General features: G+C 63.4%; 21 protein-coding genes. 17 read left to right on the forward strand and 4 right to left on the reverse strand.

From position 1 onward, the window contains the following. The first annotated feature begins 14 nt into the window (after positions 1 to 14). Positions 15 to 926, forward strand: coding sequence for a tRNA (adenosine(37)-N6)-dimethylallyltransferase MiaA (gene miaA, locus ABHM97_RS17945; protein WP_349471722.1), 912 nt, complete (start codon positions 15 to 17; stop codon positions 924 to 926). A gap of 41 nt (positions 927 to 967) precedes the next feature. Further along, positions 968 to 1,936: a diaminopimelate epimerase gene (dapF, locus tag ABHM97_RS17950; protein ID WP_235521835.1), complete on the forward strand. Its 969-nt coding sequence runs from the start codon at positions 968 to 970 to the stop codon at positions 1,934 to 1,936. On the opposite strand, the gene ABHM97_RS17955 is transcribed toward dapF, so the two are convergent. Further along, complete coding sequence (locus ABHM97_RS17955; RefSeq protein ID WP_349471723.1) at positions 1,917 to 2,531, reverse strand: class I SAM-dependent methyltransferase; 615 nt, start codon at positions 2,529 to 2,531, stop codon at positions 1,917 to 1,919. The two genes, dapF and ABHM97_RS17955, sit on opposite strands and share 20 nt — an antisense overlap. A gap of 495 nt (positions 2,532 to 3,026) precedes the next feature. Here ABHM97_RS17955 and hflX point away from each other — a divergent pair, with 495 nt between their 5' ends. Both hflX and ABHM97_RS17965 read left to right on the forward strand, forming a co-directional pair. Next, positions 3,027 to 4,589, forward strand: coding sequence for a GTPase HflX (gene hflX, locus ABHM97_RS17960; protein WP_349471724.1), 1,563 nt, complete (start codon positions 3,027 to 3,029; stop codon positions 4,587 to 4,589). Then, positions 4,582 to 6,672: an ATP-dependent DNA helicase gene (locus ABHM97_RS17965; protein ID WP_349471725.1), complete on the forward strand. Its 2,091-nt coding sequence runs from the start codon at positions 4,582 to 4,584 to the stop codon at positions 6,670 to 6,672. Before hflX ends, ABHM97_RS17965 begins: the two co-directional genes overlap by 8 nt. 3 nt (positions 6,673 to 6,675) lie before the next feature. On the opposite strand, the gene lexA is transcribed toward ABHM97_RS17965, so the two are convergent. Further along, the gene (lexA, locus tag ABHM97_RS17970) at positions 6,676 to 7,419 is read right to left on the reverse strand and encodes a transcriptional repressor LexA (protein ID WP_257371102.1); all 744 of its coding nucleotides are present in this window, start codon (positions 7,417 to 7,419) and stop codon (positions 6,676 to 6,678) included. 349 nt (positions 7,420 to 7,768) lie between these two features. On the opposite strand from lexA, the gene ABHM97_RS17975 reads away from it, so the two are divergent. The 8 genes from ABHM97_RS17975 (at position 7,769) to ABHM97_RS18010 (ending at position 13,944) form a co-directional block, all read left to right on the forward strand. Beyond that, positions 7,769 to 8,128: a LysM peptidoglycan-binding domain-containing protein gene (locus ABHM97_RS17975; protein WP_284987795.1), complete on the forward strand. Its 360-nt coding sequence runs from the start codon at positions 7,769 to 7,771 to the stop codon at positions 8,126 to 8,128. A 79-nt stretch (positions 8,129 to 8,207) separates the two neighbouring features. Continuing rightward, complete coding sequence (locus ABHM97_RS17980) at positions 8,208 to 9,326, forward strand: histidinol-phosphate transaminase (RefSeq protein ID WP_235521841.1); 1,119 nt, start codon at positions 8,208 to 8,210, stop codon at positions 9,324 to 9,326. A gap of 46 nt (positions 9,327 to 9,372) precedes the next feature. Further along, entirely contained in the window at positions 9,373 to 9,999 is a 627-nt protein-coding gene (gene hisB, locus ABHM97_RS17985; protein WP_235521842.1) for an imidazoleglycerol-phosphate dehydratase HisB, read from the forward strand. After that, positions 9,996 to 10,745, forward strand: a complete 750-nt coding sequence (gene hisH, locus ABHM97_RS17990; protein WP_235521843.1) for an imidazole glycerol phosphate synthase subunit HisH — start codon at positions 9,996 to 9,998, stop codon at positions 10,743 to 10,745. Before hisB ends, hisH begins: the two co-directional genes overlap by 4 nt. After that, a complete protein-coding gene (locus ABHM97_RS17995) occupies positions 10,746 to 10,904 on the forward strand; it encodes a CG2302 family histidine operon protein (RefSeq protein WP_235521844.1) in 159 nt (52 codons plus the stop codon). Positions 10,905 to 10,933: 29 nt separating this feature from the next. Continuing rightward, positions 10,934 to 11,677, forward strand: a complete 744-nt coding sequence (gene priA / locus ABHM97_RS18000) for a bifunctional 1-(5-phosphoribosyl)-5-((5-phosphoribosylamino)methylideneamino)imidazole-4-carboxamide isomerase/phosphoribosylanthranilate isomerase PriA (RefSeq protein WP_235521845.1) — start codon at positions 10,934 to 10,936, stop codon at positions 11,675 to 11,677. Next, a complete protein-coding gene (locus ABHM97_RS18005) occupies positions 11,677 to 12,588 on the forward strand; it encodes an SseB family protein (protein ID WP_349471726.1) in 912 nt (303 codons plus the stop codon). Before priA ends, ABHM97_RS18005 begins: the two co-directional genes overlap by 1 nt. 51 nt (positions 12,589 to 12,639) lie before the next feature. Further along, positions 12,640 to 13,944: an MFS transporter gene (locus tag ABHM97_RS18010; protein ID WP_235521847.1), complete on the forward strand. Its 1,305-nt coding sequence runs from the start codon at positions 12,640 to 12,642 to the stop codon at positions 13,942 to 13,944. A gap of 73 nt (positions 13,945 to 14,017) precedes the next feature. Here the strand turns inward: ABHM97_RS18010 and ABHM97_RS18015 are convergent, their stop codons facing one another. Then, positions 14,018 to 14,416: a DUF1844 domain-containing protein gene (locus ABHM97_RS18015; protein WP_235521848.1), complete on the reverse strand. Its 399-nt coding sequence runs from the start codon at positions 14,414 to 14,416 to the stop codon at positions 14,018 to 14,020. Positions 14,417 to 14,797: 381 nt separating this feature from the next. On the opposite strand from ABHM97_RS18015, the gene infC reads away from it, so the two are divergent. From infC to ABHM97_RS18040, 5 genes are all read left to right on the forward strand, one after another. After that, a complete protein-coding gene (infC, locus tag ABHM97_RS18020) occupies positions 14,798 to 15,799 on the forward strand; it encodes a translation initiation factor IF-3 (protein ID WP_502921309.1) in 1,002 nt (333 codons plus the stop codon). 118 nt (positions 15,800 to 15,917) lie between these two features. Next, complete coding sequence (gene rpmI, locus ABHM97_RS18025) at positions 15,918 to 16,112, forward strand: 50S ribosomal protein L35 (RefSeq protein WP_059387794.1); 195 nt, start codon at positions 15,918 to 15,920, stop codon at positions 16,110 to 16,112. Between the two features lie 119 nt (positions 16,113 to 16,231). Further along, positions 16,232 to 16,906 (forward strand): 50S ribosomal protein L20, sunset domain variant, encoded by a 675-nt coding sequence (gene rplT, locus ABHM97_RS18030; RefSeq protein ID WP_349471727.1) that lies wholly within the window; start codon positions 16,232 to 16,234, stop codon positions 16,904 to 16,906. Positions 16,907 to 16,931: 25 nt separating this feature from the next. Further along, entirely contained in the window at positions 16,932 to 17,843 is a 912-nt protein-coding gene (locus ABHM97_RS18035) for a TrmH family RNA methyltransferase (RefSeq protein ID WP_349471728.1), read from the forward strand. Between the two features lie 101 nt (positions 17,844 to 17,944). Beyond that, complete coding sequence (locus tag ABHM97_RS18040) at positions 17,945 to 18,871, forward strand: cation diffusion facilitator family transporter (RefSeq protein ID WP_235521851.1); 927 nt, start codon at positions 17,945 to 17,947, stop codon at positions 18,869 to 18,871. Positions 18,872 to 18,968: 97 nt separating this feature from the next. Here the strand turns inward: ABHM97_RS18040 and ABHM97_RS18045 are convergent, their stop codons facing one another. Next, entirely contained in the window at positions 18,969 to 20,177 is a 1,209-nt protein-coding gene (locus ABHM97_RS18045) for an MFS transporter (protein ID WP_349471729.1), read from the reverse strand. Between the last annotated feature and the right edge of the window lie 5 nt (positions 20,178 to 20,182).

Here is a 20,182-nt window from a genome sequence, read left to right on the forward strand (position 1 = left end):
GCGGGCAGCGCGACGTGTCGTTCTCCCACCCTGAACCGCAGCCTCCCGTCATTGCCGTGGTTGGACCGACCGGATCCGGCAAATCGGATCTCGGGGTCGATCTTGCCCTGGCTTTGGACGGTGAAGTGATCAACGCGGATGCCCTGCAGTTCTACCGCGGTATGGACATCGGAACGGCCAAGATCACCGTGGAAGAACGCAAAGGCGTTCCCCATCACCTTCTTGACACCATGGATGTCACCGAGGAGGCCAGTGTCGCGGACTTCCAGGCGGAGTGTCGCGCCGCCATCCAGGAGATCCATTCCCGTGGCAAGCGTGCCATCCTCGTGGGAGGTTCCGGGCTCTACGTCCGGGCGGCGCTGGACGTACTGGAGTTCCCGGGGACCGATCCATCGGTTCGGCAGGAACTCGAGCAGGAATGCGAAGCACATGGGTTGGCGCCGCTGAGGACCAGGCTGGAAGCGGTCGATCCCGTGTCTGCAGCGCGGTTAGGGGATGCCCGCCGCGTGATCCGGGCACTTGAGGTCCACCGGATAACGGGCCGTCCGTTCAGCTCCTTCATGCCTCAGCGTGAGTATTTCCAGCCCGCTGTACAAATTGGCCTGTCGGTGGACCGTGAGGTCCTCCGGGAAAGACTCGCCCAAAGGGTGCATCGGATGGTTGCAGCCGGGCTTCAGGATGAAGTGGAGCGCCTCGATGCCGCCGGTTTGAGGAACGGCAAGACAGCCTCCCGGGCCTTGGGATACGCCCAATTCCTCAAAGTGCTCGACGGCGGGGCTGACGTCCCCGCTGCCGCTGAAGAGACCATCGTTGCTACGCGGCAGTTCGCCCGGCGTCAGTTGACGTGGTTCCGGGCGGATCCGCGGATCACGTGGTTGGACTGGCAAGACCCCGGGCTCGTGGCCAAGGCAGCAGCTGCGGCCTGACGAATTTCGGACCGGCGAGCCGTGGCAGGTAGCCTAGTGCCATGGACGAAACCGCTTCCCTTTCCGCCGAGCAGCCCGCTGCTGCCGGCGCTTCCGTAACCGCTGCCAATCTGTCCGGGCTGGCGTTTTCCAAGGGCCACGGAACGGGTAATGACTTCGTCCTCATTGCGGACCCAGGCGACGCCCACGAGATCACCCCGGAGCAGGTCGCCCAGCTATGCGACCGGCACCTCGGCGTTGGGGGAGATGGCCTGATCCGTGCGGTGCCCTCGAGGTTCCTTCCCGAAGGCCGCGCCCTGCTTGAACAGGACCCTGCCGCCGAGTGGTTCATGGACTACCGCAACGGTGACGGTTCCCTGTCGGAGATGTGCGGCAACGGAGTTCGGGTCTTCGTCCATTTCCTCATCGCCGAAAAGCTGGTGGAACTGGGCCCAGGCGAGACTTTGACCATTGGCACCCGTGGCGGCGTCAAGAAGATCGTGCGCACCGCCACGGGTTATGCCGTGGACATGGGGCCTTGGGAGTTCATTTTCCCCAAGGAAGCCACCAGCAAGGCCATGGATGCTCTGGTCAGCGCGGACGGCCTCGAAGTCGCCCGGCCGGGCCTCTCAGTCAGTATGGGAAACCCCCACACAGTGGTCGCACTGGCGGAGCTCAGCGAGCTGACGGCCACGCAGCTGTTCAAGCCTCCTGTCGTGGATCCCAAGCCTGCCAATGGCACCAATGTCGAATTCGTCGTTCCCGCCGAACCGCTGGTTGAAGACGGTGTGGGAACCATCACCATGCGTGTCCACGAACGTGGCGTGGGGGAGACGCAGTCGTGCGGCACGGGAGCCTGCGCCGCAGCGGTGGCGATCCGTCACTGGGCCGGCAGTACGGCCCCGAACGACTGGCACGTCAAGGTACCGGGCGGCGTCGTGGGTGTGAAGTTCTTCCCGGGTGCCGGCGGCCGTGAGCACGTTGAGCTCAGCGGTCCCGCCGTGATCGTAGCTACTGGGACGCTTTCCTGACCCTGATGATCCTGAAGGACTTGGACGTGCTTTCACGGGACACCGTGAAGGTGCTGTCCAGTTCTTCGGCTAGCCAGCGTTGGAGCGAGTCCGACCCCAGGTTTTTCTGGACCACCAGCCAGGCGTTGCCCCCCGGTGCCAGGCGCGGGAGCCAGGTCAAGAGCAGCGTGTGAAGTTCCGCCTTGCCGATCCGGATGGGCGGGTTCGACCAAATGGTGTCGAACTCCAGGTCGGGATCCACTTGGTCGGGAAGGCTGGCCGTTACGTTGTCCAGGCCAAGCGCCGCAGCATTCTCGTTGGTCAGGGTCACGCATCGCTCATTGACGTCCACGGCGTAAACCCGTGCATGGGGAGCCTTCAATCCGAGGGTCAGGGCTATGGGGCCCCATCCGCAACCGACATCCAGAAGGTTGCCCTGCGGTGCCGGGGGCGGAACTTCCGAGAAGAGGATCGCAGTGCCCTTGTCCACGCCGTCGGGGCTGAAGATACCCGAGGAGGTCTGCAGGTGGCGGGTAGCGCCGGCTAGCTCCACCGTGAGTGGTTTGCGGGTGAAGGGTCCAGCTGGCTGGGCAGTGAAATAGTGTGCAGACTCCATAATTTGCCAGATTAGTGGGCCGACGGCGACATGGGAAACTGCCGCATCCCGCTGATGGGTTGACAGCGGCTGCTAAAGTGGAAGTCATGTTCTTGATCTTTGAGTAGTCTGCCGAAACACGGCACCGCCCGCGATGCAGGTCCGCTTGGCCCCGAGCCAAGCGCACGGCCTTTCCGCCCGGCAGGTCCCACCTGGCAAAGTCAGCCAATGCACGGCGCAGCTGACTGACACTGAAGAAGATCACACCATCCAGTGCCTTGGCGTAACCGTTGACGACGGCTGCCAGGAAGAACGGATGTCAAATTCCTTGGTTGCCCCGGACCTCCGCGCGGACCCTATTTCGTTTGAATCGCAGCGGCCTTCCCTGCCTTGGAGGCACGGCCGCGCAGCACACAGGAGGCCCCTTTGGCCCAAGCCCGTCAGCCCAGCGCGAATAGCGCCCCATCAGCAAGCAAACAGCACTATTCTGGAATAGCCGAACAGTCTAAGGAGACCATGACCACCCAGAAGCACTCCGGATCCGATTCCGACGCCCAGGACATGAGTCCTGAACAAATCCAGGCCGTCATCGACCGGATTCTTTCCAAGGATGTACCTGCGCAGGCATCCAATGACAACGAGGCCGGCAGTGTGTTCGGCAAGGCGCAGGCGATCTCGACGCTGGACCAGGAACACAGCATTTACGACGGCGACCAGGAAGATCTGGCTGAACGCCGGGCCCTGCGTCGCACGGCCGGGCTTTCCACGGAACTCGAAGACGTCACCGAGGTCGAATACCGGCAGTTGCGCCTTGAGCGCGTCGTCCTTGCCGGCCTGTGGACTGAGGGAACGCTCGCAGACGCAGAGAACTCGCTGCGCGAGCTGGCTGCTTTGGCCGAGACCGCCGGATCGGAGGTTCTGGATGGCTTGGTCCAGCGCCGTACCAAGCCGGACCCCGGGACTTTCCTGGGATCAGGTAAGGCCCAGGAGCTGAAGGACATCGTGGCAGCCACGGGTGCCGACACCGTGGTGGTCGACACCGAACTGGCACCTTCGCAGCGACGTGGACTCGAAGACATCGTCAAGGTCAAGGTGGTGGACCGCACCACACTGATCCTCGACATCTTCGCCCAGCACGCCAAGAGCCGCGAGGGCAAGGCCCAGGTTGAGCTGGCCCAGCTTGAATACCTCCTGCCGCGTCTTCGTGGTTGGGGCGACTCCATGTCCCGCCAGGCAGGTGGCCAGGTGGGTGGAGCCGGAGCCGGTATGGGTTCGCGTGGTCCTGGTGAAACCAAGATCGAACTGGACCGCCGTCGAATCCGCACGCGCATGGCCAAGCTGCGGCGTGAAATCGCCGCGATGAAGCCGGCGCGCGAGACCAAACGTGCCAACCGCCGTCGCAATGCCGTTCCGTCCGTCGCTATTGCCGGGTACACCAACGCAGGCAAGTCCTCGCTGCTCAACCGCCTGACGGACGCGGGTGTCCTAGTGGAGAACGCTTTGTTCGCCACCTTGGATCCCACAGTCCGCAAGGCCCAGACCCCGGACGGCATCGGGTACACGCTTGCCGATACCGTGGGGTTTGTCCGTTCGCTGCCCACCCAGCTGATCGAAGCCTTCAGGTCCACGCTGGAGGAAGTGGCGGATGCGGACTTGATCCTTCATGTCGTCGACGCTTCGCACCCGGATCCCGAGGGACAGATCGCCGCAGTGCGGTCCGTGTTCACGGAAGTCGATGCCCGGAAGGTCCCGGAAATCATTGTCCTGAACAAGGTCGATGTCGCCGATCCCTTCGTCGTTGAGCGACTGAAGCAAAAGGAGCCCCGCCATGCGGTGGTTTCAACCCGCACGGGCCAGGGCATCGCGGAACTGCTGGAGGATATCAGCCGGTCCATTCCACGGCCGGGTGTACGCCTTGAGCTGCTGATTCCCTACGACCGCGGAGACATGATCAGCAAGCTGCACAGCTCCGACTCGGAAATCCTGAGCCTTGACCACGAGGAATCCGGGACGCACGTGGTTGTCATGGTCCGCGAAGGACTGGCAGCCGAGCTGGAGTCATTCGTCAGCAATGGTTGAGAAGGTGGCGGCGGACGCCGTCGAGTCGGTGGGCGAACAGGCCACCCTCGAATTGTTGGACCGGGCTGTTGCCGGCATGGGCGGACAAAGCCGTGCCGGCCAGCACGAGATGGCCAAACACGTTGCCCGGGCAATCGAGACCGGGGAGCATCTGCTGGTCCAGGCGGGGACCGGAACAGGTAAGTCGTTGGCGTACCTGATTCCGTTGATCGCGCATTCGATGGACAGCAATAAACCAACTCTCGTGTCCACCGCCACCTTGGCACTGCAGACCCAGATCGTAGGCCGGGACCTTCCCCGGCTGCTGGAAAGCATCAACCCCGCTCTTAAGCGCCCCGTCAATGTGGCGTTGGTGAAGGGGCGGGCAAACTACGTCTGCCTGCAGAAACTTGAGGGGGGTTTCCCCAGCGAGGAGCCCTCCGAGGGACAACTGTTCTCACTGGGCGAGGACACCAGCGTTCCGCACTTTGCTGCGTCCATGGGCGGGCCGCAATCGCAGCTCGGCAAGGAAGTGGTCCGGCTTCGTGAGTGGGCCGGGAAGACGTCCACCGGCGATCGCGACGAACTCATGCCGGGGGTCACCGACCGTGCATGGCGGCAGGTTTCGGTCACATCCATGGAGTGCCTCGGGGCGCAAAAATGCCCCATGGCCGAGGAATGCTTCAGTGAACTCGCAAGGTCCCGCGCAGCGGAAGCGGATGTCGTCGTCACGAATCACGCGATGTTGGCCGTGAGTGCGTTTGAGGGCCTGGCCGTGCTCCCCGAGTACGACGTCGTGGTGGTCGATGAGGCCCACGAACTTCAGGATCGCGTGACCGGAGCCGTGTCCGGTCAGTTGTCCGTGGCCATGGTCCATGCTGCAGCGTCCAGTGCGCGCAAGCACACGGCCATTACTGTGGATGCCCTCAACGCTGCGGCTGACCGGCTGGATATGGCCATCGCAGGCGCGCCCAATGGCTTGTTGCCCAACGGACTCAACGAAGAACAGCTCGACTGCCTTGACCAGTTGCGCGACGCCACACGCGCGGCACTCTCGGATTCGAAGACGGACTCTTCAAACGCGGTCGACGGCGGTCGGCAACTGGCGCGCTCACGGCTCATGCTCATCCTGGAATTGTGCGAACGCCTGCTCGCCGCCAAGGAGAACAGGGAAGTGGTGTGGTTCTCGCGAAACAGCAACTTCGACCCCCAGCAGGGCTACTCCCAGCCTGATGAAACAGCACCCGCCCTCATTAACATTGCGCCGTTGAGCGTCGCAGGCCGCTTGCGTGAAGGGCTTTTTGCCGGCCACACGGTGGTCCTTACCTCCGCCACGCTAGCCATAGGCGCGGCTTTTGAACCTGCCGCCGGTGGCTTGGGCCTGATCGGTGACGGCGCCCCGAGCTGGACGGGCATCGATGTGGGGTCGCCTTTCGACTACCCCAAGCAGGGTGTGCTCTATGTGGCCAAGCACCTGCCCAAGCCTGGTCGGGGTACATCGCCGGAAGCCCTTGACGAGTTGGAAGACCTCATCAGGGCCTCGGGTGGGGGAGCGCTCTGCTTGTTCTCTTCACGGAGGGCAGCCGAGGAAGCGGCGGATGCCATGCGGCTCCGCCTTGACGTCGACATCCTTTGCCAGGGCGAGTCCACCATGGCTGCGCTGGTCAAGCAGTTCGCTGATGAGCCGGACACTTGCCTGTTCGGCACCATGTCCCTGTGGCAGGGGGTGGACGTTCCGGGCGGCTCCTGCCGACTGGTGGTCATAGACCGCATTCCGTTCCCACGTCCGGACGACCCCCTGATGACCGCCCGTTCACGGGCGGTCGCGCAGTCCGGCGGAAACGGCTTCATGGCCGTGTCGGCCACCCACGCGGCCATTCGGTTGGCCCAGGGAGCTGGGCGCCTGATCCGATCAACCGGTGACAAGGGTGTGGTGGCGGTACTTGACTCCAGGCTCTCCACAGAACGCTACGGCGGGTTCCTTCGGGCTGCCCTGCCGCCATTTTGGGCCACAACCGACCGCAAAGTAGTCCGTGGTGTCCTGGAGCGGCTGGGGTCGGCAAAGGCCACCTACCTCCCAGAGGGGTTCTCAGGACCCGCGTGAGGGCTAGAGGGAGCGCAGTACCGAGACGACTTTGCCCATGATGGTGGCCTGGTCGCCAAGGATGGGCTCGTACTGGGTGTTCTGGGGGAGCAGCCACGTATGTCCGTCGCGCTGCCGGAAGGTTTTCACGGTTGCTTCGTCGTCCAGGAGGGCGGCAACGATGTCTCCGTTGATGGCGTCGTTCTGGCGGCGCACCACTACCCAGTCTCCGTCGCAGATGGCCGCGTCAATCATGGAATCTCCGGCGACCTTGAGCATGAACAGTTCGCCATGCCCCACGAGTTGCCGCGGGAGGGGGAGAACGTCCTCCACGGTCTGGTCGGCCAGGATGGGACCACCGGCGGCGATGCGGCCCACCAGCGGAACCATCGCTGTATCGCTGGCGCTGGCCAGTTCCGTCACAGCGAGTCCGCCCGTGCTGCGAAGCGCCGTGGGTGCTTCGACGCCGGGGATAGGACCGCCGTCCAGGGTCAAGGGCATCAGGACTTCCATGGCCCGGGGCCGCTTCGGATCGCGGCGGAGGTACCCGAGCTTTTCCAATTGGGACAACTGGTGGGTGACGCTCGAGAGGCTGGCAAGGCCGACGGTGTCGCCGATCTCACGCATGCTGGGCGGGTATCCGTTGTCATTCACGGACCTCTGGATGGTTTCCAGGATCTTCTTCTGACGGACGGTCAGGCTCTTGGGGCTCTTTTGAGGCTGTTGGCTCCGCAGGGGTACCGCGCCGCCCGTGGCTTTCGCTGCCATGTTCGCCAATGCCTTTCCATTCCGTCCCCGGAGTGCGTCCGGGGAAGTGGGGCCCGCAAAATGTCAGACCCTCCTGTTCCACTGAAACAGTGCTGTTTCTTCACTCAAACGTAGGGCAGCCACAGGCGTTTATCAAACATTTGTTCTAGCGAGTCTCGACACCGTTCGTTGATAAGTGCTAAAAATGTCATAGCAAGGTTCGAATATGTGTTCTATAAACCTGATGCTGAGTCCCGATGTTCGAAGAAAGTGTTCGAACATCCAAGGGCCGGCACAGGAGAACACCAAGAATTGGCAGCCAGGCGCCGGGCATCCGGCACATTGGCAATAGCTCAGAAGGGCTCAGCTCATGTCCGCAATCACTACGTTCGCTGATTTCCGCACCACCCAGGCTCCCGCTCGCCTGCGCCTGACCCGGCGGGGGCGGATTGTGTTCTTCGGCATCCCCGCCATGTTGCTGGTGGCTGCGCTGCTGAGCCTTGCCGGTTTCATCACCGCGCCCGCAAAGGCCTCCGACTCGCAGTCACAGCTTCGACCCCCAGTCGCCGTTACAGTCACTGTCCAGCCCGGCCAGTCCCTGTGGGGTATTGCAGGAGCGGCAGCCCCTGAGCGGGACCCCCGCGATGTCATCTCGGAAATCATCCAGCTCAATGACCTTCGTGGCGGCCGCATCCAGCCCGGTCAGCAGCTCTTCGTACCCGCCAACTAAGTGTCGGACCCTGCGCGAAACAGGGGTGGCCCGGCGTCACAGTTAGTTGGCAGTCGCAGCGGCCCCTTAAACTGACTGGGTGAGTGAGCAGCTTGAGCGACTTGACCGACTTCCCCTCCGGACCAACCTGCGTGGACTGAGCCCCTACGGCGCACCGCAGCTTGATGTCCCCATTTTGCTGAACGTCAACGAGAACACCCATGGGGTCCCGGCGGATGTGCAGGCCGCCATTACGAAGGCCGTCGCCGCTGCTGCCACCGGTCTGAACCGCTATCCCGACCGCGAGTTCACCGAGCTTCGCGAATCCCTGGCCGAGTACTTGGGTCACGGTCTCTCCCGTGACAACATCTGGGCTGCCAATGGATCGAACGAAGTCCTCCAGCAGATACTCCAGGCATTTGGTGGGCCTGGTCGCAAGGCGTTGGGTTTTCCTCCCACGTATTCCATGTACCCGCTGCTCGCCAGCGGCACGGACACGGAATATGTCCGGGGAGTCCGGGCTGACGACTACGGATTGGATGCCCAGTCGGCTGCCGCCCAGGTTCGGGAGACCGGGGCCAACATTGTTTTCCTGTGCTCACCGAACAACCCCACCGGGACAGGGCTCGGGCTGGATGTTGTCGAGGCTGTCTATGAAGCCGGGGAAGCGAGCCGGGCGATCGTGATCGTCGACGAGGCGTACCACGAGTTTGCCCACGACAACACGCCCAGCGCGCTGACCTTGCTGCCCGGCAGGGAACGGCTGATCGTCTCGCGGACCATGAGCAAAGCCTTTGCCTTGGCCGGCGCGCGCCTGGGTTACATGGCCGCTGCGCCGGAGGTTACGGATGCGATCAGGCTGGTCCGGCTTCCGTACCACCTCTCGGCCATTACGCAGGCAACCGCACTCGCGGCGCTGAGCCACAGGGAAGCGCTGATGGCCGATGTTGAGGACATCAAAGTGCAACGCGACCGCATCGTCACCGAGTTGCTGCGGATGGGCCTCAAGCCTGCTGCATCGGACTCCAATTACGTCTTTTTTGGCGGGCTGGAGGATCCGCAGACCATTTGGCAGGGCTTGCTCGATGCCGGAGTGCTGATCCGTGACGTAGGAATTCCGGGCCACTTGCGGGTGACTGCCGGGACTGAGCCGGAAACCACGGCCTTCCTTGTCGCCTTGGAAGGCCTTTTGGACAGCCAAGCATCACGGCCCGCCTAAACTTGTCAATAGACCCCATCCAACTTCCGTGTAGAAGGACGTCCCAATGAGCGAAACCGGCGCCACGCCGTCCGCTGCCCGCACCGCGCGCATGGAGCGCACCACCAGCGAATCCTCCGTCCTGGTGGAGATCAACCTGGACGGCTCCGGTGTCTCGGACATCAGCACCTCGGTTCCCTTCTATGACCACATGTTGACGGCGCTGTGCAAGCACTCCCTGATTGATATGACTGTCAAGGCCACGGGCGATACCCACATCGACGCCCACCACACCGTGGAGGACGTAGCCATTACCTTCGGCGAGGTCCTGCGGACTGCGCTGGGAAACAAGGCCGGGATCCGTCGCTTCGGTGAGGCAACCGTTCCGTTGGACGAAGCCCTCGCCCACGCGGTGGTTGATGTTTCGGGACGCCCCTACCTGGTGCATGGCGGTGAGCCTGCGGGCCAGGAATACCACCTCATTGGCGGACACTTCACGGGCTCGCTGACCCGTCACGTTTTTGAAGCCATTACCCTGCACGCGGGTATCTGCCTGCATATGCGGGTGCTCGCGGGGCGAGACCCGCACCACATCGTGGAAGCCCAGTTCAAGGCGTTCGCACGGGCACTTCGCGCTGCAGTTGAATCAGACCCGAGGGTCGAGGGAATCCCCTCAACGAAGGGAGCGCTATGAGCAGCCAGGTCCTCAAGGACGGCGCGGTTACCGATACCGTGGCCGCCATCAAGCCGTCCTCACCTGAAGGTAAGCCCACCGTGACGGTGCTGGACTACGGCTCGGGCAACGTCCGTTCGGCGGTCCGCGCACTGGAACGTGCCGGTGCCCACGTGTTGTTGAGCGCCAAGCCCGAGGATGTTCTCAACGCCGACGGCCTGGTCGTTCCCGGCGTCGGTGCTTACGAGACTGTCATGAAGGAACTTAAGGCCGTCGACGCCATCCGCATGATCGGCCGCCGGGTGGCCGGTGGCCGGCCCGTGCTCGCTATCTGCGTTGGACTGCAGGTCCTCTTCGAGGCAGGTGTCGAACACGGTACGGAGTCCGAAGGCATGGCCGAATGGCCCGGCAAGGTGGAGTTGCTCCCCGCAGCCGTTGTGCCGCACATGGGGTGGAACACCGTGGACGTCCCGGAGGGCTCCAAGCTCTTCGCCGGAGTCGAGCAGGAGCGCTTCTACTTCGTGCACTCCTACGGCGTCCAGGAATGGAACTTTGACGTCGTCCAGCCTCGCATGGCGCCTCCCATGGTGACGTGGTCTGAGCACGGCGCGCGCTTCATCGCCGCCGTTGAGAACGGGCCCCTCTGCGCTACCCAATTCCACCCCGAAAAGTCCGGTGATGCCGGAGCCCGGCTCCTCCGCAACTGGGTGGACGGCCTGCGCAAGCCTGCGTCAACAGCGGAAACCCCTGAAAGCGGTGCCGCCTAGATGTGGTCGGTTGTCCTCATGGGCCTCGCCGGCGTGCTGGTGGGAGGCGGAATTTCCTTCCATCAGCAAAAGAAGCCCACTTGGGTTTCAGTTTCTTTCTACGTGCTGGCAGGGATGTCCCTGCTGGCCGCATACCTCCTGACGCTGCCCGGTAACTAATCCGCGCCCCCACGATTTCAAGGACACTCATGACCACCTCCACCCAGTCCGTTCTGGAACTCCTTCCCGCCGTCGATATTGTCGATGGCCAGGCGGTTCGCCTCCTGCAGGGTGAAGCGGGTTCGGAAACCAGCTATGGAACGCCGCTCGAAGCTGCCTTGAACTGGCAGGACGCAGGTGCCGAGTGGGTGCACATGGTGGACCTGGACGCGGCCTTCGGCCGGGGGAACAACGCCGCGCTCATCAGTGAGGTCGTCTCGCAGCTCAACGTCAAAGTGGAGTTGTCCGGCGGCCTGCGGGACGACGAGTCGTTGGAGCGGGCGCTGGAACTGGGCGTGGCACGGGTAAACCTTGGCACCGCCGCGCTGGAGAACCCGGACTGGACCCGCCGGGCCATTGAGCGCTTCGGCGACCAAATCGCCGTCGGACTTGATGTCCGGGGCACCACCCTGGCTGGTCGTGGCTGGACCAAGGAAGGCGGCGACCTTTGGGAGGTACTTGCACGCCTCGAGGACGCCGGGTGCGCCCGTTACGTGGTCACGGATGTCACCAAGGACGGAACGCTGCAGGGTCCCAATGTGGAGTTGCTGCGCCAGATGGTTGAGAAGACGGGCAAGCCCGTGGTGGCCTCGGGCGGCATCTCAAGCCTCGAAGATCTCCGCGTCCTGCGCGAACTCGTGCCGTTGGGCGTCGAAGGGGCAATCGTGGGCAAAGCCCTGTATGCCGGTGCCTTTACGTTGCCTGAGGCCCTGGACGTCGCCGGTCGACGCTGATGCCGCACGAGGCTGGACACCAGCACGAAGAACAAGGCCACGGAGGGCGTCAGCTCCCAGGACACATCGCCGCTGCTTTGAAGGGTGCCGGGGGAGCAACTGATTCGGCGGGACGCCCTTGGGCAGGTCGGAGCCTCAGCGGGGACGACGCCAAGATCCACAACTTCGAGGACGACGACGGTACGGCTGATCCCGGCTACACCGCGGCCATCGCTGCACTCATCGCTGGCACCGGGACTGAGGCCGGCGTGGTGGAAGCTCTTGCCACCGCGAGGGTTTTCGTTCCGGTTGTCGCGCAACTCGCTGAAGAAGCCGACGGCGTCGACGGCCTGCATGCGGACAAGCAGGCCGATATGGCGTTGATCACACTCAAGGCCCCCGATGGCCGCACGGCGATGCCCGTCTTCACGTCCGCGGCGGCTTTGGAGGCGTGGCATTCTGAAGCCCGTCCGGTGGCTGTCTATGCCGCGCGGGCGGCCCTGTCCGCAGTTTCGGAAGATGCCCAACTGTTGGTGCTGGACCCCGGTTCCCAGTACACGTTCGTTGTGCGGCGGCCGGCTATGTGGGCTTTGGCCCAGCAGCGGGACTGGACGCCGTCATACCTTGATGATCAACTGGAGTCTGCTCTCGCTTCAGCGGCCCTGGAATTTCCGGCCGTGCGCCGACTTGAAACACGGCCCGGCGGCGGTGTGTCCACGCTGACGGCGGATGGCAGCACGGTTGCCGGCGGAGGTCCTGGCCCGGAACTCCAGGTGGTGCTCTACCTCGAGGACGGACTCGGTGCCGCGGATGTCCAGGCGCTTGTTGGTGGCCTGCATGAAGCGTGGGCGCGGATGGAAACCTTTGCCGAAAGTGTTGACTCCATTGAAGTGAAATTGCAGCGTGCAGCACAGGAGCCTGGGCGGCACTAACGGCAGTACCGGTCCCTCCGGGCTGCCCCGGGGGAACAAGAGGATTTGCCAGTGAATTTCGCTCTCTACAAAGAGATGCTGTCCATCCGTCCTGTCCGGCGTCTGTTGGTGGTGGGCATGATTGCCCGTATCCCGCATTCGGCGGCCGGCGTGCTCCTGACGTTGCATATTGTCCTGACTCTGGGGCAGGGATATGCCGCGGCGGGTGCTGCTGCCGCTGTCATGACGATCGGCATTGCCGTTGGCGCTCCATGGCGTGGCCGTCGAGTGGATACCGTGGGCCTGCGGCGGGCTTTGATCCCTTCCGTTGTTTCCGAAACGGTCATCTGGACGATCGTTCCGCACGTGTCCTATGAGTGGCTGCTGCCCTTGGTTTTTGTTGGTGGCCTCTTCACGCTGCCCATCTTCAGCGTGGTCCGACAGTCGTTGGGTGTCATGGTGGACGGTGAGCAGCGCCGTTCGGCCTTCGCCCTCGATTCCATCGCGACGGAACTGGTCTTCATGATCGGCCCGGCTGTCGGCGCCGTCGTGGCCACTGCCGGATTCTCGGCGGTGGGCCTGACCGCGGTGGGGATCTCGGTTTCGGTCGCGGGGCTTTTCCTCATGTGGTTCAACCCGCCAACACGCAGCGATGTCGCCTGTACGCCGAAAGAGTCCGCCGACCGGGCTGCAGCAGACCTGGCAGCCGCCGAGGCTGCCATGGTGGCGTCCGCCCCGGCCCACGTCCAGGAGGCTGCCTCGGAGATGGCGCCCGCCACGTCCCGTACGGCGGCGATCCGCAGCAAGGTGGCGCGGAACTTCAGCTGGTTTACCGTTTCGGTTGCAGCGCTCTTTGCGGTGGCGGCCGGATCGGGCATGGTCCTTAGCGGTTCAGATGTGAGCATCGTGGGCCTGCTCGAAAGGGGTGGCCACCAGAACCAGATCGGCATCGTGTTCTTCTTCTGGTGCGCAGCGTCCGTTATTGGCGGGCTCATCTACGGTTCCATGAAGCGGCAGATTTCGCCGATGCTTTTGCTGCTGGGCATGGCCGCGTTGACCATTCCGATGGGTTTCGCCCACGACACGTGGACCCTCGCCTTCCTGTCGATTCTTCCGGGACTGCTCTGCGCTCCTGTGTTGTCGGCATCGTCGGAGAAGGTGGCCGACCTCGTGGATGAGGAACGCCGTGGCGAGGCCATGGGCTGGTACGGTTCTGCGCTCACTGCCGGTGTTGCCCTCGGCGCGCCGCTGGCAGGCATCTTCATCGATAACGTCGGCCCGTCGGCCGGTTTCGCGGCCATCGGTGCTGCGGGAGTCGTCCTGTGCCTTGCCGGCCTGGCCCTGATGTCGATGCGTCGGAGATCCGCCCGCGTGTAAAGATTTCAAACGACGACGGCGACCCCACCGGATGTGGTGGGGTCGCCGTCGTCGGTTCTTGAGGCTGTTGGGGCTAGTTCACTGGTCCGGTGAACTTCTCACCCGGGCCCTTGCCAGGGGCGTCGGGGATAAGTGAAGCCTCGCGGAAGGCCAGTTGCAGCGAGCGAAGGCCGTCGCGCAAAGGTCCTGCGTGCTGGGAGCCGATTTCCGGGGCGGCGGCCGATACCAGTCCGGCGAGGGCCGTGATCAGCTTGCGGGCCTCATCCAGGTCCTTGAGGTCCTCGGCGTTGGGGTCGTCGGCCAGGCCGACTTTTACGGCCGCCGCACTCATCAGGTGGACGGCGCCGGTGGTGATGACCTCCACGGCAGGTACTTCCGCGATGTCGCGGATCTGCTGGGAGACGCCGGCGTCAGCGGCCGGGGCGGCGTCTCCGCCAAAGGAGTTGCGGGAATTGCTGTCTTCAGTGCTCATACTGGTAAGCTTGTCACAGACCGACTGGAAGTCGTTATTTGCAGTCAAACGATCCCGCCGCCCGCAATGTGCGCTTGGCGGGTTGTTTCTGTAGAATTGTCTTTCAGTTAGCAAGCGGAGTTCTCTCCCACCCGCGTCAGCCGTTTCCCCCAGGGGACAGGATTCCGTAAAAGGACAAGAGGTTGCCGGGTACCTGGTCGGACACTTTGAGGGTGTGAACCCTGAAGTGCGTACTTCCCTTAGGGGAGTGCCCCCGATCTTCGAGGCCTTCGATTGCGCCAGCAATTGGGGGCCTTCTCTATTTGCCGGTGACATCACCACAACCACAGGAGCTTTAACATTAGCGAGCCAAGAATCAATGAGCGTATCCGCGTCCCCGAGGTGCGGTTGGTCGGCCCTGCCGGCGAACAGGTAGGAATTGTCCGCATTGAGGACGCCCTGCGTCTTGCTGCCGAATCCGATCTCGATCTCGTTGAAGTTGCGCCGCAGGCCAAGCCCCCTGTTTGCAAGCTGATGGACTTCGGCAAGTACAAGTACGAGGCCGCCGTCAAGGCACGTGAAGCGCGCAAGAACCAGACCAACACGGTTCTGAAGGAAATCCGCTTCCGACTCAAGATCGACAAGCACGACTACGAGACCAAGCGCGGACACGCACTTCGCTTCCTCGGCGCTGGCGACAAGGTCAAGGCCATGATCCAGTTCCGTGGCCGTGAGCAGCAGCGTCCCGAAATGGGCATCCGCCTGCTGCAGCGCTTCGCAGAAGATGTTGCTGAGGTTGGCATCATTGAGTCCAGCCCGCGCATCGATGGCCGCAACATGGTCATGGTGATCGGACCGCTGAAGAACAAGGCAGAAGCCAAGGCTGAAGCCCGCCGTGCTTCGCAGCGTGCAGAAGCCAAGGCCCAGAACGAGGCCAAGGCTGCAGGCCGTGTGGACACCACGGGGGAGCAGGCGCCGCTCACGCAGAGCCTGGCTGACCTTCTTCCCGAGGGCTTTCAGGTAAGCGAAGCAGAGCCCACGCAGGAAACTGTTGAAGCTCCCGAGGTCGAGGCTCCCGCAGCTGAAGAAGCCCCGGCAGCCAGCGAGCCCGCGGTTGTTGAAGAAGCTCCCGTTGTTGAGGAAGCTCCTGTAGCCCAGGAAGCTCCCGCGCCGGCAGCCAAGGAAGCTGTGGCCGAAAAGGCTCCGGCAGCCAAGGCCGCACCGGCCAAGACGGAATCGGCACCTGCTCCGGCAGCTCCGAAGCCGGCTGTACCCGCAGCAGCTCCGAAGCCGGCAGTTCCTGCGGCTCCGAAGCCTGTCGCCAAGCCGGCAGCTCCCAAGCCGGCAGCTCGGCCCGCGGCCCCCAAGGCCACGCCGAAGCCTGCTGCACGCAAGACCAACTAGTTCAACGCCGCGGAGGCCTGTCCTCCATCGGCAAGCAACCAGCACGCTGGCCCCCTGTAGGCCGGCTGCGCGAAAGAATCGCGGACTCGTCCGTGGATACGTAAGGAGATCGGTTCCCATGCCGAAGATGAAGACCCACAGCGGTGCTAAGAAGCGCTTCAAGCTGACCGGTACCGGCAAGCTGAAGCGTCAGCAGGCCAACCGCCGCCACTACCTGGAGCACAAGTCCTCCACGTTGACCCGTCGCCTTGCCGGCGACAAGATCGTCTTCAAGGGCGATGCCAAGGTCATCAAGAAGATGCTCGGCGTCTAAGTTCCAAGTTCTCTGGGTCCCGCCAACCGGCAGGAACCGACTACACCAAAAGCCTTCTCAGGCCCGCCGGATTTCCGGCAGTAGCAGCTTGGGATAAAGATTTCTGAAGGAGTACGCACGTGGCACGTGTGAAGCGGGCGGTAAACGCCCACAAGAAGCGCCGGGTTGTCCTCGAACGCGCCAAGGGTTACCGCGGTCAGCGTTCGCGCTTGTACCGTAAGGCAAAAGAGCAGCTGCTGCACTCGTTTGTGTACAGCTACGGTGACCGCCGCAAGAAGAAGGGTGACTTCCGTCGCCTCTGGATCCAGCGCATCAACGCTGCATCCCGCGCCAACGGCCTCACCTACACCCGTCTGATCCAGGGCCTGAAGGCCGCTGAGGTTGAGGTTGACCGCCGCATGCTGGCCGACCTGGCCGTTTCCGACGCCAACGCTTTCGCTGCACTGGTGAACGTTGCCAAGGCTGCCCTGCCGGCTGACACGTCTGCTCCGGCTGCAAAGGCTGAAGCTGCCCCCAAGGCTGCAAAGGTTGCTCCGGCTGCCGCTACGGCTACGGCTGTCAAGGCTGTTGTCTCCGAGAAGCCGGCCATCGACGGCGCAGTTGCTGCTGATGGCGACGAAGCTCCGGAAGGCTACGCCATCAAGGGCAACGCCGAGTCCAAGAAGTACCACGTGCCGGGTTCCACCTGGTACAACACCACTGCTGCCGAATACTGGTTCTCCACGGTTGAGGCTGCAAAGGCTGCTGGCTTTGAGCCGGCCGGCGGCGAAGCCCGCCAGCAGATCAAGAACTAGTCGCAACAGCCACTAAAGTTCTTATATGAACGAAACCGGGCGCCCGCAAGACTTTTCGATGACCAACCCCCGAGCTGATCGGGTGAGGGATGTCGCCAAGCTTGCCGGGCGCCCGGCGCGTTTAAAGCGCGGGCGCTTCCTGGCTGAGGGGCCGCAGGCCGTACGGGAGGCGCTAAGCCTGCACCGTGACCGGACAGCGGCAGGTGGCGCCGCCGTCGTGCATGAAGTTTTCGCCAGTGAAGCGTGCCTGGAGCGGCTTCCCGAACTTGCCGACCTCGCACAGGGCACCCAGCTCCGGCTCGCCAGTGATGAAGTCCTGGCAGCGATGGCGGACACCGTCAACCCGCAGGGGATTGTGGCCGTCTGCAGTTTTCTCGACGTCAGCCTGGAGTCAGTTCTCGACGCCGGTCCCCGCCTCATTGCCGTGATGTGCCAGGTACGTGACCCCGGAAATGCCGGCACGGTCCTGCGTGCCGCTGATGCTGCCGGCGCGGACGCCGTGGTCCTGACCGAATCCAGCGTGGACATCTACAATCCCAAAGCAGTCCGTTCAACCGCAGGTTCCTTGTTCCATCTGCCCGTGGTCCTGGGGGTGGAGGTTGAGGAGCTGGTTGCACGGTGCCGCGAGTTGGGCATCGGTGTCCTGGCCGCAGACGGCTATGGGACGGTCAATCTGGATAAACTCCAGGACGAAAACGCGGCGCGGAGGCTCGGTAACGATACAGTGGCGTCCGAGTACGCCCTTGAGGGGCCGACGGCCTGGTTATTCGGGAACGAAGCCCAGGGCTTGTCCGACGCGGAACTGGCCCTTGCCGATCATCGCGTCGCTGTGCCCGTCTATGGGGCCGCGGAGAGCCTCAATCTTGGTACGGCGGCCACCGTCTGCCTTTACGCCAGCGCACGCTCCCAGCAGGGCGTCAGGGTGGGGAATGCATAATTAGCCCGTCGCCGGGTACGGTAATGCTTGCAGGGGCAGGCAATGACGATTCTTCTTGACCCTTTCCAACCATTTCCCGAACCCGAAGAGGTGAAGCTTTCGTGGCTGCAGGTGGCGGTACCAAAGCGATCGTGGCGGCTCTCGCCGCCAATCTGACTATCGCTGTATTGAAGTTCATTGCGTTCTTCCTGACGGCGTCATCGTCAATGCTCGCGGAGGCAATACACTCCGTTGCCGACTCCGGCAACCAGCTCCTGCTCCTGGTGGGCGGCAAGCGTGCCAAACGTGCTGCGAGCCCGGAACACCCGTTCGGCTACGGACGTGAGCGGTACATCTACGCCTTCATCGTCTCGATCGTTCTCTTCAGTGTCGGTGGCCTGTTTGCCCTCTACGAGGCCTTTGAGAAGTTCCAGCACCCGCACGGCATCGAAGGCGACTTCTGGTGGGTTCCGCTGGCCGTCCTCGTAGGTGCCATCATCGCCGAGGGGTTCTCCTTCCGGACCGCCATCATCGAGTCGAACCACATCCGCGGCAAGCAGACCTGGGTAAAGTTCGTCCGAAACGCCAAACAGCCTGAATTGCCTGTGATCCTCCTGGAGGACTTCGGCGCCCTGCTCGGCTTGGTGTTCGCCCTCTTTGGCGTGAGCATGACCCTGGTTACCGGTGACGGTATCTGGGACGCCTTCGGCACGGCCATGATTGGTTTGCTGCTGGTAGCCATCGCCATCGTGCTGGCCATGGAGACCAAGTCTCTTCTTCTGGGCGAGTCTGCAACCAAGGAGGACGTGCAGCGGATCACCGAAGCCCTGGAGGCGGGCGGAACCCACATCATCCACCTTAAGACCATGCACCTGGGACCGGAGGAGTTGCTGGTGGCCGCCAAGATTTCCATGGGTGCCTCCGAGACTGGCCAGGAGATCGCCAAGGGCATCGACGACGCCGAGCAGCGGATCCGGGCCGCTGTTCCGATTGCGCGGGTCATCTACCTTGAACCGGACATTGAGCGGGTCCAGGCGCAGCAGGCCTAGGACTTAAACGAAGAATGGCTCCGCACCGGCGGAGCCATTCGTCGTTTAGGGGTCCTTTGTTGGCTGGCTGCGCGCTGTACGCGCCGGCCAGCGGCTGTCAGCTTGCCAGCGGCTTCCTGCGTTCCAGCAGGCCGCTCACAACGGCAACGCCGAGGCCCAGGATGGCCAGGACCGCACCCACGAGTGCCGGAGCCACATAACCCCAACCCCACGCGATGACTGTGCCCCCGAGGAAAGCGCCCAGTGCGTTGGCAATGTTCAGGGCCGAGTGGTTCAAGGAGGAGGCAAGGGAAGCTGCGCCCGGAGCGGCATCCAGCAGGCGTGTCTGCAGTGCGGGGGTCAGCATGGATCCCACGCCGCCAACGACGAAGGCCATGATGAAGGCTGCCCATGCCCAGTGCGCCGCGATAGCGTAAACCACCAGGGCCACGGCGATTCCGGGCATGACCCAGTAGATGGTCCCCATGACGGACTTGTCCGCGATTCTTCCGCCAATGATGTTGCCGGCCACCATGCCGAGGCCATAAAGGGCCACGACGGCGGGGATAAGGCTCTCGGGCATACCGGCCACGGACGTCATCGTGTGGGCGATGTAGGTGTAGACGGCAAAGAAGCCGCCGAAGCCGATGATGCCGATCAACAGCGCCAGCCACACCTGGAGGCGTTTGAGGGCTCCCAGCTCACGCCGGATGCTGGCGTCCGGGTGGGCGGCTTCGAACGGGACGAACTTCCACACCATGACAACGGTGAGAAGTCCGATGGCGCCGACAATGATGAACAGCAGCCGCCAACCGAAAGTTTGTCCCACCCAGGTGGCTAAAGGCACGCCGATGACATTGGACACCGTCAGGCCGGCCATCACCATGGAAATCGCCCAGCCGCGCTTTGTGGGAGCCACCAGGCCCGCCGCGATAACAGCTGCCACTCCGAAGAAGGCGCCGTGGGGGAGCCCGGAGGCGAAGCGGGAGAGCAGCATGGAACCGTAGTCCGGGGCGATGAAGGACGTCAGGTTTGCCACGGACAGGAAAAGCATGAGACCCAAGGCAAGGTGCTTCTTGGGAAGTTTTGCGCCGAAGGCTGCAAAGATCGGCGCGCCGATGACGACGCCCAGAGCGTAGGCGGAGATGAGGCCGCCTGCCTCAGGGGTGCTGATATGCAGCCCTTCCTCGATTTCCTTCAGGAGGCCCATCATGGCGAACTCGGTGGTACCGATGGCAAACCCGCCCATTGCCAGGGCCAGGATGGCCATGCCAAGGTGGCGCTTGGTAGCTTTCGCTGTGGCGGACGGGGACACGGTGGTAGTCATAAGCC

This window comes from Paenarthrobacter sp. CAP02, assembly GCF_040137855.1.
In the GTDB taxonomy this organism is placed as follows: Bacteria; Actinomycetota; Actinomycetes; order Actinomycetales; family Micrococcaceae; genus Arthrobacter.